This is a genomic window from Streptomyces sp. LE64 (assembly GCF_052606915.1).
The window spans coordinates 2,939,485-2,953,494 of the sequence record NZ_CP199708.1 but is presented as its reverse complement, the minus strand read 5'-3'; the positions used below and the strand labels follow the sequence as shown (position 1 = coordinate 2,953,494).

The 14,010-nt window shown below is 71.2% G+C and carries 13 protein-coding genes; 5 read left to right on the top strand and 8 right to left on the bottom strand.

The window, feature by feature from the left end; all coding sequences use genetic code 11:
• Window positions 1-30 precede the first annotated feature (30 nt).
• From ACSMX9_RS13345 to ACSMX9_RS13325, 5 genes are all read right to left on the bottom strand, one after another.
• Window positions 31-324 carry a hypothetical protein gene (locus tag ACSMX9_RS13345; protein WP_445402543.1) on the bottom strand — a complete coding sequence of 98 codons (294 nt, stop codon included), beginning with the start codon at window positions 322-324 and terminating at the stop codon, window positions 31-33.
• A gap of 193 nt (window positions 325-517) precedes the next feature.
• Window positions 518-643 carry a hypothetical protein gene (locus ACSMX9_RS13340; RefSeq protein WP_445402542.1) on the bottom strand — a complete coding sequence of 42 codons (126 nt, stop codon included), beginning with the start codon at window positions 641-643 and terminating at the stop codon, window positions 518-520.
• Complete coding sequence (locus ACSMX9_RS13335; protein WP_445402541.1) at window positions 640-897, bottom strand: hypothetical protein; 258 nt, start codon at window positions 895-897, stop codon at window positions 640-642. The genes ACSMX9_RS13340 and ACSMX9_RS13335 overlap by 4 nt, the downstream gene beginning before the upstream one ends.
• Before the next feature lie 145 nt (window positions 898-1,042).
• Window positions 1,043-1,777, bottom strand: coding sequence for a GntR family transcriptional regulator (locus ACSMX9_RS13330; protein ID WP_445402540.1), 735 nt, complete (start codon window positions 1,775-1,777; stop codon window positions 1,043-1,045).
• Window positions 1,778-1,911: 134 nt separating this feature from the next.
• Window positions 1,912-4,068: an ATP-binding SpoIIE family protein phosphatase gene (locus ACSMX9_RS13325; RefSeq protein ID WP_445402539.1), complete on the bottom strand. Its 2,157-nt coding sequence runs from the start codon at window positions 4,066-4,068 to the stop codon at window positions 1,912-1,914.
• A 191-nt stretch (window positions 4,069-4,259) separates the two neighbouring features.
• Here ACSMX9_RS13325 and aspS point away from each other — a divergent pair, with 191 nt between their 5' ends.
• The 3 genes from aspS (at window position 4,260) to ACSMX9_RS13310 (ending at window position 7,316) form a co-directional block, all read left to right on the top strand.
• The gene (gene aspS / locus ACSMX9_RS13320; protein WP_445402538.1) at window positions 4,260-6,023 is read left to right on the top strand and encodes an aspartate--tRNA ligase; all 1,764 of its coding nucleotides are present in this window, start codon (window positions 4,260-4,262) and stop codon (window positions 6,021-6,023) included.
• A gap of 106 nt (window positions 6,024-6,129) precedes the next feature.
• The gene (locus tag ACSMX9_RS13315; RefSeq protein ID WP_445402537.1) at window positions 6,130-6,585 is read left to right on the top strand and encodes an ASCH domain-containing protein; all 456 of its coding nucleotides are present in this window, start codon (window positions 6,130-6,132) and stop codon (window positions 6,583-6,585) included.
• Window positions 6,586-6,719: 134 nt separating this feature from the next.
• Window positions 6,720-7,316, top strand: a complete 597-nt coding sequence (locus tag ACSMX9_RS13310; RefSeq protein ID WP_445402536.1) for a Uma2 family endonuclease — start codon at window positions 6,720-6,722, stop codon at window positions 7,314-7,316.
• A 267-nt stretch (window positions 7,317-7,583) separates the two neighbouring features.
• Here ACSMX9_RS13310 and ACSMX9_RS13305 read toward each other — a convergent pair whose 3' ends face one another.
• On the bottom strand, window positions 7,584-8,096 hold the full coding sequence (locus tag ACSMX9_RS13305) for a hypothetical protein (protein ID WP_445402535.1): 513 nt from the start codon (window positions 8,094-8,096) through the stop codon (window positions 7,584-7,586).
• 375 nt (window positions 8,097-8,471) lie between these two features.
• Between ACSMX9_RS13305 and ACSMX9_RS13300 the strand changes: the two genes are divergently transcribed.
• A complete protein-coding gene (locus tag ACSMX9_RS13300) occupies window positions 8,472-9,791 on the top strand; it encodes a hypothetical protein (protein WP_445402534.1) in 1,320 nt (439 codons plus the stop codon).
• A gap of 9 nt (window positions 9,792-9,800) precedes the next feature.
• On the top strand, window positions 9,801-10,352 hold the full coding sequence (locus ACSMX9_RS13295) for a GNAT family N-acetyltransferase (RefSeq protein ID WP_445402533.1): 552 nt from the start codon (window positions 9,801-9,803) through the stop codon (window positions 10,350-10,352).
• Between the two features lie 134 nt (window positions 10,353-10,486).
• Here the strand turns inward: ACSMX9_RS13295 and metG are convergent, their stop codons facing one another.
• Window positions 10,487-12,205 (bottom strand): methionine--tRNA ligase, encoded by a 1,719-nt coding sequence (gene metG, locus ACSMX9_RS13290; RefSeq protein WP_445402532.1) that lies wholly within the window; start codon window positions 12,203-12,205, stop codon window positions 10,487-10,489.
• Between the two features lie 194 nt (window positions 12,206-12,399).
• Window positions 12,400-13,974, bottom strand: coding sequence for a VWA domain-containing protein (locus ACSMX9_RS13285; RefSeq protein ID WP_445402531.1), 1,575 nt, complete (start codon window positions 13,972-13,974; stop codon window positions 12,400-12,402).
• Between the last annotated feature and the right edge of the window lie 36 nt (window positions 13,975-14,010).

Genomic DNA, 14,010 nt, shown 5'->3' with positions numbered 1-14,010 from the left:
CCCGGCCCCGCCGCCCGGCGCGACCGCCGCTCATGCGTCTTCGCCGACGTGGACGGGCGTCATCGCCCGGACCTTGTCGAAGTTCGGCGTGAACCAGTCCCGGCGGACCTCCCCGGTGTGCTTGTCGACGAAGAGCGCGATGTTGTCCGTCCGGCCGTACGCCGCCAGGCCGTCGACGTGGAACTCCCGCGCCCCCCACACCGGAAGGTAGTCCGCGGCGTCCTCGTACCACTCGGGCGCGATGTACAGCTCGCCGGAGAGCGGCGGCGGATGCTCGGCGAAGTGCGCGAGGAGCCGGGCCCTGGCTTCGCGGGGAGTCAGCATGACGCCAATCTCGCACACCGCGGCCCCACGGGGCAGGGACGGCCGGGGTCCCGCAAGCGCCGGCACGCCCGTGTGGCGGTTCGGGAGAGGGTCTTCTGACGGCGCTCCGGCCACCGCCGGTGTGGTGGGAGGCGACCGGAGCGCGACGGAGCCCGTCCGAAGCCCCTCGCAGGGGGACACGGTTGGAGAGGGCTCAGGTGATGCCGAGGGCCATGCCGATCACCAGGCCGCACGAACCGCTGATCATCACGATCACCAGGACGCCGGCGTACCGCACGAGGGCGTCACGCGGACGTAGCCGGGTACTGGCGTGCCTCACCGGGGCGTGGAGCACGTGGGACGACGACGGTCTTCCTCGTTGTCCGCGAGGACGAGGCACAACTCCGCGTGGAGGAGTTCTGCTTCGGAGGGGGAGAGCCACAGACCGGAGTCACCCCGGTGCTCGCCGTTCAGCAGGACCATCAGCGGAAGCAGGTACCGGGTGCCGTCGTCACCTTCGATCCTCCGGGTGCGTTTGCTCGGAATGCGGTCCACGCGCCAACCGACGCCGGGGCTGTATCGCGGATCGGCCATCAGGGGGTCGCCTGCCCTCTGTCACGAGAACTGGACAGGTGGACCATTCCACCGGTTGACCTGTCCAGTCAGGAAGGGCAAACGAAACAACCCCTGTCGAAACAGGGGTTGTTGGGGATCGGTCATGCGTTTTCAGCCAGCTCGGTCACTCCGGCTGCATGGCGTACTCCTCGGTCCTCGCCCACCGTCCGGAGGGCGTCACACCCACCTCGTAGGCCAGCGGCCTGCCCTCTGAGTCATAGGAGACGTGGCGCACCTCCGCTACCGCCTGCGGTCCGTCGAGTCCGAGGATGCGCAGCTCATCCTCGGTGGCGAGCCGTGCGCTCCACCAGTCGCGGCCGGTTTGCGGGCGTCGCCCGGTCTGCATCTCCACATAACGGGTGGTGCCTTCGCGCACCCGCTCCCGCTGCAACAGGCGCGGCGCCGCCCCTGTCACCTCGGCGGTGAACCACGAAGTGGACATGGCCGATGCTCGATCGCCCTCACGGGTGACGCGCTGCCGCCGTGCGACGCTCGCTCCGGCTTCCACGTCGAGTGCGCTGGCGACGTCCTCCGGTGCGGCCGTCAACTCCGCCGCGAGGATCTCGGCGTACTCGCCCGCCGTGTAGATGCTGCCCGTCGTCACCGCGGTGCGGTACCGCTCGCCCGCGCTGCGGGCCAGCGGCACGCGCGGTTGGACCGTGGTCCCGACGCCCTGCCGGGAGACGATCAGGCCTTCCTGGCGGAGCACCTGGAGGGCCCGGACGATCGTCGGGCGGGACACGGACCACCGGTCCGTCATCTCGCGTTCGCTCGGAAGACTGTCGCCCGCGGTGAGTTCGCCTCGCACGATGCGGCCCCGGATCTCCGACGCGATCTGTTCGTACTTCGGCAGTGCCATGGTTCGGTTGCCCCTTGATGGTTGGCCAGTTGACTTGTCCAGTGGTCATGTTGCCCCACCATCCATGAGGGAGCCAAGCCATCATCCCGCCGTACGTCCGCCGCTGTGGCGTTCGGTCGTGCCCCGTCCGAGCCTTACGACGCGTCCGTGCCCGCCGGCTTCGCCGGCCCCTCGGACAGCTCGAACCAGATGGTCTTGCCCTCGCCCCGGGGCTCCACGCCCCAGGTGTCGGCGAGGAGTTCCATCAGCACCAGGCCCCGCCCGGAGGACGCCAGTTCGCCGGGCTCGCGCCGGTGCGGCAGGTCGTCGCTGGTGTCGGTGACCTCCACCCGCAGCGAACGGCGGCCCGGTTCGCCGGTCACCTCCGCGGCGAGCACCGCGTCCCCGTCCGTGTGCACCAGCACGTTGGTGACCATCTCGGAGACCATCAGCACCGCCGAGTCGACCTGCTCCCGGTCCGCCCAGTCGTGCAGCAGCTCCCGCAACTGCTGCCGGCCCGCCGCGATCCGCTGCGGCTCGGCCTGGGCCACCATGAGGTGGGTGCGGCGGGTCGGGGTGGTCGGCTCGGGGTGCTCGCAGCGCAGCAGCAACAGGGCGACGTCGTCCTCGCGGCGGTCCGCGAGCGGGCCCGTGGTGTAGTACGAGGACGGGCCGTGCACCGCCTGCACCAGGCCGTCCGCCAACTCCTCCAGGCTGTCGCCCGCGTACTCCTCCAGGATGGTGCGGAGGCGGGCCCAGCCGGTGTCCCAGTCGTGGCCGCCGGTCTCGATCAGCCCGTCCGTGCAGAGCAGCAGGGTCTCGCCGGGCTCCAGCACCATCCGGGTGGTCGGGTAGTCGGCGTCCGGGTCGACGCCGAGGGGCAGTCCGCCGGCCGTGGAGTGCTGCAACACCGTGCCGTCGACCATCCGCACCGCCGGCTCCGGGTGCCCGGCCCGGGCGATCTCCAGCTCACCGGTGCGCGGGTCGACCTCCACGTACAGGCAGGTCGCGAAGCGGGTCTCGGCCACGTCCCCGGGGGGCGCCGGGCCGGTCGCCCCGTACGGGACGGCGTCCGTCAGCCCGGACAGGAACCGTCCGGCGCGGGACAGCACCGCGTCCGGGCGGTGCCCTTCGGCCGCGTAGGCGCGCAGTGCCACCCGCAACTGGCCCATCAGCCCGGCCGCCCGCACGTCGTGCCCCTGCACGTCCCCGATGACCAGGGCCAGCCGCCCGGACGGCAGCGCGATGACGTCGTACCAGTCGCCGCCGACCTGGAGCCCGCCGCCGGTGGGGACGTACCGGGCGGCCAGCCGCACGCCCGGCACCTCGGGGCCGAGGGTGGGCAGCATCGAGCGTTGCAGCCCGTCCGTCAGCTCCCGCTCGTTCTCCGCGGTGCCCGCCCGGGACAGCGCCTGGCCCAGCATCCGCGCCACCGTCGTCAGCACGGAACGCTCGTCGGGCGTGAACGTCACCTCGTACGAGAACGCGGCCATCCACGCCCCGATGGTGCGGCCCGCCACCACCAGCGGCAGGAACGCCCAGGACTGCCGGGCGAAGGGTTCGGCGAGCCGCCACGCCGTGGGGTAGGTGCGCCGGTACTCCTCCGGGGAGGACAGGTACACGGCCCGCCCGGTGCGCACCACCTGCGCGGCCGGGTAGTCGGTGTCCAGCGGCATCGCCGCGAAGGGGCCCTCGGCGCCGGGGGCGTGCCCGTGGTGGCCGATGACGGTCAGGTGGTCGCCGGTCACCCCGAACACCGCGAGCCCGTCCGGGGTGAACCCGGGCATCGACAGCCGGGCCGCCACCCGCAGCACCTCCGCCGTGGACCGGGCCTCGGCCAGGGCCCGCCCCGCGTCCAGCAGGAACGCCTCGCGGGAGCGGCGCCAGTCGCCGGTGACGGCGGAGCGGGCGGCGGCGCCGGGCGGCTGCTCGCCGATCTCCTGGAGCACCCCGAACAGCTCGTAGGAGCCGGTCCCGGGGTGGAAGACGGGCTTGGAGCGGCTGCGCACGGTGCGCACCACCCGGCCCTGCTCGTCCATGACCCGCAGCCGTGCCTCGGCCAGCGAGTCCTCGGTGACGGAGAGGCGGACGATGCCGTCGATCTCGTTCCAGTCGACCGGGTGGAAGCGGGCCCGCACCCGGTTCTCGTTGACGGTGGTGGTCACCGGGGGCCAGCCGAGCAGCCGGGCGGCCTCGGCGTCGAGGGTCACGATCCCGGCTGCGGTGTCCCAGTGCCAGAGCCCGGTGCGCAGCGTCCTCAGCGCCTCCTCGGCCGCGGGCAGGGCGGCGGGCCGGGGCTCTTCGGTGCACATTGCCCCACTGTAGGAATATCCGATGGAAAAAGGCCACCTCATCCGGAAACCCGTGCGTTCCCGGTGGGTCGCCGCACCCCTTCCGGTTACCCCGGGTAGCCCCGAGGGGTAAAGCCGTCGGGGGATCTTGGACCCGGACGGTAACCTTGACGGGCCCGGCACGTACCCCGTCAAGACTTGGATGAACCACGATGCATCGGTACAGGTCCCACACCTGCGGCCAGCTCCGCGCCTCCGACGTCGGCACCGACGTCCGGCTGAGCGGCTGGCTGCACAATCGGCGCGACCTGGGCGGCATCCTCTTCATCGATCTGCGCGACCACTACGGGATCACCCAGCTCGTCGCCCGGCCGGGCACCCCCGCCGCCGAGGCCCTGGACAAGTTGACCAAGGAGACCGTCGTCCGCGTCGACGGCAAGGTCGTCTCCCGCGGCGCCGACAACGTCAACCCCGAGCTGCCGACCGGCGAGGTCGAGATCGAGGCCGTCGAGGTCGAGGTCCTGGGCGCCGCCCAGCAGATCCCGTTCACCATCAACGCCGAGGACGGGGTCAACGAGGAGAAGCGCCTGGAGTACCGCTTCCTCGACCTGCGCCGCGAGCGGATGCACCGCAACATCATGCTGCGCACCGCGGTCATCGCCGCGATCCGCCACAAGATGACGGCCCTCGGCTTCAACGAGATGGCGACCCCGATCCTCACCGCGACCTCCCCCGAGGGCGCCCGCGACTTCGTCGTCCCGTCCCGGCTGCACGCCGGCCGCTTCTACGCGCTGCCGCAGGCCCCGCAGCAGTTCAAGCAGCTGCTGATGATCTCCGGCTTCGACCGCTACTTCCAGATCGCGCCCTGCTTCCGCGACGAGGACGCCCGCGCCGACCGCTCGCCGGGCGAGTTCTACCAGCTCGACGTGGAGATGTCCTTCGTCGAACAGGAGGACGTGTTCCAGCCCATCGAGAAGCTGATGACGGAGCTGTTCGAGGAGTTCGGCGGCGGCCGTCACGTCACCTCGCCGTTCCCGCGCATCCCGTTCCGCGAGGCGATGGCGAAGTACGGCTCCGACAAGCCGGACCTGCGGGCCCGGCTGGAGCTGGTCGACATCACCGACGTCTTCGAGGGCTCCGGGTTCAAGGCGTTCGCCGGCAAGCACGTGCGCGCCCTGCCGGTGCCGGACGTCTCCGCCCAGCCCCGCAAGTTCTTCGACCAGCTCGGCGAGTACGCCGTCGAGCAGGGCGCCAAGGGCCTGGCCTGGGTGCGGGTCGCCGAGGACGGTTCGCTCAGCGGCCCGATCGCCAAGTTCCTCACCGAGGAGAACGTGGCCGAGCTGACCAAGCGGCTCGCCCTCGCCCCCGGTCACGCCGTCTTCTTCGGCGCCGGCGAGTACGACGAGGTCTCCAAGATCATGGGCGCGGTCCGCGTCGAGGCCGCCAAGCGGGCCGGCCACTTCGAGGAGAACGTCTTCCGCTTCTGCTGGATCGTCGACTTCCCGATGTACGAGAAGGACGAGGAGACCGGCCGCATCGACTTCTCCCACAACCCGTTCTCCATGCCCCAGGGCGGCATGCAGGACCTGGAGGAGAAGGACCCGCTGGATATCCTGGCCTGGCAGTACGACATCGTCTGCAACGGAGTCGAGCTGTCCTCCGGCGCGATCCGCAACCACGAGCCGGACGTCATGATCAAGGCGTTCGAGATCGCCGGCTACGACCGGGAGACCGTCGAGCAGGAGTTCGCGGGCATGCTCCGCGCCTTCCGCTTCGGCGCCCCGCCGCACGGCGGCATCGCCCCGGGCGTCGACCGGATCGTGATGCTCCTCGCCGACGAGCCCAACATCCGCGAGACCATCGCCTTCCCGCTCAACGGCAACGCCCAGGACCTGATGATGGGCGCCCCCACCGAGCTGGACGAGACCCGCCTGCGCGAGCTGCACCTCACCGTCCGCAAGCCCCAGCCCAGGTAGTCCCGCCGGCCGGACGGCCACCGCGACGGGCCCGTGACCACCACCCCGGACAGGGGGCGCGGTCACGGGCCCGTCGTGCGTGCGGCACCCCCGCTACCGTGACGGCATGACCTCCGACTCCGTCTCCCCCGCCGACCTGGCCTCCCTGGCCAAGGCCGAGTTCGCCTTCCCCGGCCCGCTGCGCGACCAGCTGGTCGCGGCGGTCCTGGACGGCTCCAAGACCACGACGACCGGGCTCGTCGTGGAGTACGAGCACGATGGGGACCCCCTGCCGGAGGTCGGCGACCGTTCGGTGGTCGTCGACTCGGACGACCGCCCGGTCGCGGTCATCGAGGTGACCGGGGTGCGTGTGGTCCCGCTGGGGCGGGTGGACCTCGCCCACGCGGTGGACGAGGGGGAGGGCGACACCAGCGTGGCCGGGTGGCGGACCTCCCACGAGGGCTACTGGCACGGCGAGGAGTTCCGCGCGGCCCTGGGCGACCCGGGATTCACCGTGGACGACGGGACGCCGGCGGTCCTGGAACGCTTCCGCCTCGTCGCCGACCTCCGGCCCGGAGGCTGACCGGGTCCGGAGCGCCACCGGTGGGTTCACCTGTGCGAGTCCCGTGCAAGCCTTCTGACCTCGTTTCATCGGATGGTGCCAACAGCAGCACGATCCGTGCGGAGTTCTGAACTCCCGGTCCTAGCCTCGCGGGCATGTGCATCCCCCACACCACCCACCCCTTCGCCGATGGCCCGGCCCAGGAGTGCTTCGAAGCACTCGCCCGCCGCGCTCACCGGAACGACGAAACCCTTCGCCTTGAGTTCATCGACGGAAGGATCGTGGAGAAACCCATGGCGGACGGTGTACACGGGCGGATCGTCCAATGGCTCACCGAACGGTGCTTTGACCACCACCCCCATGGGTGGCTGCACTCCGACCAGGGCGTCAGGCTGACGACCTGCCCCCAGGGCAACGCCCGCCCGGACGGGTTGCTCGCGCCGACGGACACCTTCGTCGGCCAGGGTGAGTGGGCCTCCGCCGACGGCGTCCTCATGGTCGTGGAGGTCACCTCCGCCGATCCGAAGACCACCGACCGGGACCGGGTCGAGAAGCCCCGCGCCTACGCGGAGACCGGCCTCCCGGTCTACCTGCTGATCGACCGGGGCACCCACGAGGTCAAGGTGCACTCCCTCCCGGACGGGGTCCGCTACGAATCCGTGCTGACCGTGCCCTTCGGCAAGACGGTGCCCCTCCCCGACCCGGTCGGCTTCGACCTGGACACCGAACCGCTGACGGGATGGGTGGGCTGATCCGCACTCGGACGCGAGGAAAAGGGCCGGGCGGGGCCGTCTCGTCCGATTCCGCCACTTCCGCGTTCCCGCAGGGACACGGGCAGGGGAGCGAAAGTACGCCGAGGAGGACGAGGAGCCCGTCCTGAGTGACGAGGCGACCGGGCGCCCGGCCGCGACAGCCGTGTGGGCCGCTCCCTCCGAGGAGGCGTTCACGCAGGCAGGGCGCGCAAGGAACGGCCGGTGGCGGCTCCAGTAGGGCACGGTTCCACGGGAGGTCCGTCGGGTTCACGCGGTTTCCTCTGCTTCGGCGTCGGCTTCGACTCGATGGAGCCGTTCCCCTCCGCGTGCGAGCAGGGTGTGGAGGGGAGCGCTGGGACAGGCGTACCGGTCCACGGGCCCGGCCCAGTGAGCTCGGCCGAGCCGGAGGGGGAGACCGGGGCGGGGCACACCGAGGTAGTACCCCGCTCCCAGGTGTTCGACCTGCGGCATTCGATGCGGGAGCCAGGCTCCGCACGCGGTGAGCACGTAGGTCTGCCGGGTGATGCGGTCGGTGAAGACGGGCCCGCCGCCCAGGGCGCTGCGCAGGAGGGCGGCTGCCCGGGCGTCGTCGGTGGCAGCGGTGGCGACGCGTACCAGGTCGCAGGGGATGCGGACGCCGTCGAAGGTCCGTCCGCAGGTGAGCAGGGCCACTCCACGCGTCCCCCATTCGGTGAGGGCGGTGGACGGGTTCCCGGCGGCGAGCAGCAGCCAGCGGGTGAGGGCCTCCGTGTCCGGCCGGGGCATCAACGGCGAGTTCATCAGACGCTCCCGACGGGGATGCTGGTCACGCTCACGGCTTCCTCGGCACGTCGATGACCCGACGAACCGCCGGGCATCGGTGCCGTTGTCGTCCGGGACGGGTGCTTGGTCCGTGGTGGGCATGGGGCGCTCCCCCTGTGGTTCACGAAGGGTGTTCAATGGGACACCCTCGGCCATGGTCGGAAAGAGCCTTGCGTTCAGGAGGCGTCACTTCTACCCCCATTCCTCCCTCGTTTCTTGTGGGCGGAGTTGACGCTTCACCTCGGATCGCCCTCGCTTCTCCCCCGGTTTCTTTGGAGACCTCTTTCAGGGGCAAGTCGTCAAGACAGGAGAGCTAGCATCGGCGCGGACCATCCGGCTGTGGGAAGAGGAGGCATGGTGCGAACACTGTTCCGGTACCTGCTGGATGAACGGGAGTGGCGTACTCATGGCGCGTTTCTTGCCGCGTTCGCACCAGCGGCCCACCAACTCGGCCTGACCGGCATCGAGCCCGCTTCAACCACTTTCGAAGCGTGGTACTACGGAAAACGACGGCCTCAGAGGGATGCCCGCAGAGTCTTGGTCGAGATGCTCGGCTACAGCATCGACCAGCTGTGGGCAGAAGTGCCCGAGGGAGCCCATGGGTTCCTCGTCGTTCCCGGTGCTTCAGCAGCCGATCCCGACGGGGACTTGAGCGAGATGAAAAGGACGGGTGCAATGGCCGCGCGAAGGGCGAGGGACTTTGTTCTTGGGGCTGAGCGGACCCGAGTCGGAGAGGAGACGATCGGGTTCCTCGACGATGAGGTAGCCCGACTCGTTGCTGAGTATCCACGTGTGCCACTGGCAGACGTCTGGGAGGATCTGGCGGCTGCGCAGGACGACGCATTTCGCCTGCTGGAAGGCGGTCGGCTGCGCCCCACTCAGCTTCGGGATTTGCACTTCAAGGCTGCGGTGCTGTCGTTCCTGATGGCCAAGGGCAGTAACGACATGGGTGACCCCAAGACTGCGATGATGCAGGCAAGAGCAGCGCTGGCGTGCGCTGCCGACGCCGAGCATCCCGGACTGATGGCATTGGCGAACGGGCTCAAATCACTGATCGCGTACTGGGCTGACCGACCCGAGGACGCTGTGCATTTCGCCCGCCAGGGAGGTGCCCACGCATCGGCGGGCCGAGGCACGGTCGGCCTGTGGATGCTTGGTCTGGAGGGCCGTGCGGCTGCGCTCCTGGGTGACACGGAGACGGTCAACGCAGTGGCCCGGGCGGCTGACGAACAGCGTGATCGTGTGGTGCCCGATGACTTGGATGCACTGGGCGGGCTTCTCACCTATCCGGCGGCCAAGCAGCTGTACTACACGGTCGAGGCCGAAGTGCTCCTGGGCCGTGGCGACGACCGTCTGTCCGCTGAGGCGGCCCGGGCCGTTCGTGAGTTCAGCGATTCCGGTTCCGCGCACTGGGCCTTCGGCGATTTGGCCGGAGCCCAATGCAACCATGCTCTGACCCATCTGTACGCCGGAGAGCTGGAGGGGGCGGCAGCAGCGATCCGACCGGTACTGGACCTGCCTGTGAACCAGCGCAACAACGGCATCGTCGTCTCGGCTGCCCGCGTGCGCCGAGCCCTGTCCAAGGGAACCCTTGGTGATGCGGCCGTGGCCAGGGAACTGCGTGAGGAGATTGCGCAGTACGGGTCCGGCCGTCTCGCTCTGCCGCGCGGATAGGGTGCCTCCGTGTACCCAGTCAGCCGACACGGCCAGCGTTTGGAGCTCCGCGAAACGGACCCGGCCGACGTGGACTCCGTCTTCGCGATCTACGGGGACCCCGGAGCCACGGAACACCTGTCGTTCACTCCCCGGACCCCGGTTGACGTTCGGGCGATCGTGCACCGGGCCATCACCTCCGCAAGAGCGGACCCCCGCTCCGAGTACGTGCTTGCGGTCGTGGAACGGGACGGCGGACAGCTGGTGGGGGTCGGGCGCCTGGCCTCCGACCCCCACCAACAAGGGGCAGCCACCACCGGCTTCGCGCTGCGCCGCGAGTCCTGGGGGATCGGCTACGGGACCGAGATGCTCCGCCTGCTGCTCGCCACCGCGTTCGAGGACCTCGGGCTGCACCGGGTCTGGGGCGCGCGTTCCCCGCTCAACGAGGCGTCCGCCAGGACCATGCGGGCCGTGGGCATGTCCGAGGAGGGGATCATCCGCGAGCACGTGATGAAGGACGGACGGTGGCGGGACTCCGTGGTGCACGCCATCCTCGACCGTGAGTGGACCGCTGCCCACTAGCCGGACGCCGGACGCCGGGGCCGGTCACCCCGTCTCGCTCGGGTGGCGGACCTGTGGGCACCGTACGCCCGAGGGGCGCGCCGAACGTCCGGCGCGCCCCTTGGGCGTACGTCGACCCCAACCGGCGGTGAGTGCTACTCGCCGCCGCCGAACCGCTCCCGGAAGCCCTCCAGATCCTCGTCCGTGATCTTGGCGAAGAGGACCGGCGGCACCGTGAACGGGGTGCCCGCCGGGACCGCGTCCAGGGCGGTGGCCTCCGCCGGGGTGACCCAGGGCGCGGTGTCGCCCTCCAGGGCGAAGACGCCCCGCAGGGCCTTCGCCGTCGCCGGGACGAGCGGCTCGGACACCACCGCGTACAGCCGGATCAGGTTCATCGCGGTGCGCAGCGTCAGCGCCGCCGCGTCCTGGTCGGTCTTGATCTCCAGCCAGGGGGACTTCTCCTCCAGGTAGGAGTTGCCCGCCGACCACAGGGCGCGCAGCGCCGCCGCGGCCTTGCGGAACTGGAGCGCCTCCATCTGCTCCTCGTACTCGGCGAGCAGCCGGGCGATCTCCTCGCCGAGCCGCTGCTCGGCCTCGCCCGGGGCGCCGCCCGCCGGCACCGCGTCCCCGAAGCGCTTCTTCGAGAAGGACAGCACCCGGTTGACGAAGTTGCCCAGGGTGTCGGCGAGGTCCTTGTTCACCGTGGCGGTGAAGTGCTCCCAGGTGAACGAGGAGTCGTCGGACTCGGGGGCGTTGGCGATCAGGAAGTACCGCCAGTAGTCCGCCGGCAGCACGTCGAGGGCGGCGTCCGTGAACACGCCCCGCTTCTGCGAGGTGGAGAACTTGCCGCCGTAGTAGGTGAGCCAGTTGAACGCCTTGACGTAGTCGACCTTCTTCCACGGCTCCCGCACGCCCAGCTCGGTCGCCGGGAACATCACGGTGTGGAACGGGACGTTGTCCTTGGCCATGAACTGGGTGTACCGGACGGTGTCGTCGGCCTCGTACCACCACGACTTCCAGTCCCGGGTCTCGCCGGCGGGGGCCGCGTCGGCCCATTCCTTCGTCGCGGCGATGTACTCGACGGGCGCGTCGAACCAGACGTAGAACACCTTGCCCTCGGCGGCCAGCTCCGGCCAGGTGTCCGCCGGGACGGGCACGCCCCAGTCGAGGTCGCGGGTGATCGCCCGGTCGTGCAGGCCCTCGGTCAGCCACTTGTGGGCGATGGACGAGGCCAGCTGCGGCCAGGCGTCGCCGACCTCGGCGATCCACGCCTCCACCTCGGGCTGGAGCTTCGACTGGAGCAGGAACAGGTGCTTGGTCTCGCGCACCTCCAGCTCCGTGGAGCCGCTGATCGCCGAGCGCGGGTCGATCAGGTCGGTGGGGTCCAGCACCCGGGTGCAGTTCTCGCACTGGTCGCCGCGGGCCTTGTCGTAGCCGCAGTAGGGGCAGGTGCCCTCCACGTACCGGTCGGGCAGGAACCGGCCGTCGGCCGGCGAGTACACCTGCCGGATCGACCGCTCCTCGATGAACCCGTTCTCGTGCAGCTTCCTCGCGAAGTGCTGGGTGATCTCCACGTTCTGCGCCGAGGAGCTGCGGCCGAAGTAGTCGAAGGCCAGCTCGAAGCCGTCGTACACGGCCTTCTGCGCGTCGTGCGCCCGCGCGCAGAACTCGTCCACGGGCAGTCCCTGCTCCTTGGCGGCCAGCTCCGCGGGGGTGCCGTGCTCGTCGGTGGCGCAGATGTAGAGGACGTCGTGGCCGCGCTGGCGCAGGTACCGGGAGTACACGTCCGCCGGGAGCATGGACCCCACCATGTTGCCCAGGTGCTTGATCCCGTTGATGTACGGAAGGGCGCTGGTGATGAGGTGTCGAGCCATCGGGGGCTGCTCCCAGGTCGCGGTGCGGTGGTGTGGTCTTCCGACCGGGCCGGTCACCGGGCCTCGTGGCCCCGTCCGGCGGGGTGCGGAATCCACAAATCGTATCCGACGGGCAGGGGCGCCCCGCGCGGAGATTTTCCGCGCGGGGCGCCCCTGGGACCCGCCGGTGGTGCGGGTGCGCGGACGGGCCGTGCTCAGCCCCGGCGGGCGGCCAGCCAGGCGGGCAGCGCCGAGAGCAGCCCCTCGTACACCTGCTTGTCGGTGAGTTCGCGGGGCGCGGGCCCCGCGTGGAAGAAGCCGGTGTGCTCGGCGGTCAGCCTCCGCAGGTAGTCGAAGCCCTTGGCCTCGTGCTCGCCGAAGGCCACGAAGTGGAAGAACAGCGGCAGCCGGGCCGCCGCGGCCAGTGCCTCGTTCGCCACGCCCTTGGCGTCCGGCGGCCCGTCGACCTGGAACACCACCAGCGCCGGCTCGGTCGCCCCGGACTTCTCGTAGTGGGCGACGACCTCCTCGATCGCCGCGTGGTAGGCGGTGCGGCCCATCCGTCCGGCCGCCTCGTGCAACTCGTCGACCTTGCCCTCGTACGAGGAGAGTTCCAGTTCCCCGGTGCCGTCCACCTCGGTGGAGAACAGCACCACGGGCACGGTGGCCGTCTCGTCCAGGTGCGCGGAGAGCGCCAGCACCTGCTCGCCGAGGCCCTGCGCGGAGCCGTCCTTGTAGTACCCGCGCATGGAGCCCGAACGGTCCAGCACCAGGTACACCCGCAGCCGGGCACCCGCCAGGCCCTGCTTGCGCAGCGCGGCCCCGGCGGCCTTGTACCCGGTGACCAGCCCGGGCGCCCGGGTCTTCACCCGGGCCAGGCTCCAGGCGGGCTTCGCCGGGGTCTCGGGCGTGGTCGCCGCGACCGTCTCCGGTTCCGTGACCGTCTCCGGTTCCGCGACCGCGGTCGTCTCCGGGGCCACGGGCTGCGGCGTGACCTCGGGCGTCTCCTCGATGGCCGCGGCCGTCTCCGGGACCCCGGCCGCCCCGGAGGGGGCGGTGACGGGTTCGGCGGCCGGGACGGGGGCCGCGGGCTCCCGCTGCTCGGTCTCCCGCTCGGGGTGCGGCTCCTGGTGCGGCTCCGTGCGCGCGGGCGCCGCGGTGCCGGTGCCCGCGCCGGCGCTGGTGGCGTCCGGACCCGGCTCGGGGGTCGGCAGCGGGTCGGGCTCGCCGGCGGGTGCCGGGATCGTCGGCTTCGTCTCCGCGCCGGCCGGGGGCGCCGCCGGCGCGCCGGGCTGCGCCGGAACCGAGGCGGACGCGCTCCGGCCCTCCTCAGCGGAACCGTTCCGCCCCGAATCCGCGCGACCCACGCTCACGTGGTCGAACGCGGCGGAGACCAGCTCGTCCGCGACCGAGGACTGCACGGGTACCCGGACCTCGGCAGCGGCGCCGGTGTCGGCCGGCTCGGCCGCCGCCGTCGACCCCGCGGGGGCGGTCGCCGAGGAGGGGACGGGTTCCGTCGCCGTGTCCGACGCGCCCGGGGCGTCCGAGGCGCGCGCCGGCTCGCTCGCGGGGGCGGGCACGGTCCCCGCCGCGTCAGTGTTTCCGGCGCTTCCGGCACTCGCCGTGCCCCCGTCGTCCGTGGTGGTCCCGGCGCCGGAATCCGTGGTGCCCCGGGCGCCCTCGGTGCCCTCGGTGGACGACTGCGGCGCGTCCGCCGCGGCGTCCTGCGCCGGGCCTTCCGCCTTCTTCGACCGACCGAACACGCCCCGCAGCCGATTCAGAATGCCCATGTGCGCAACCCTTCAGATGAGTTGTTCTGTTAATCC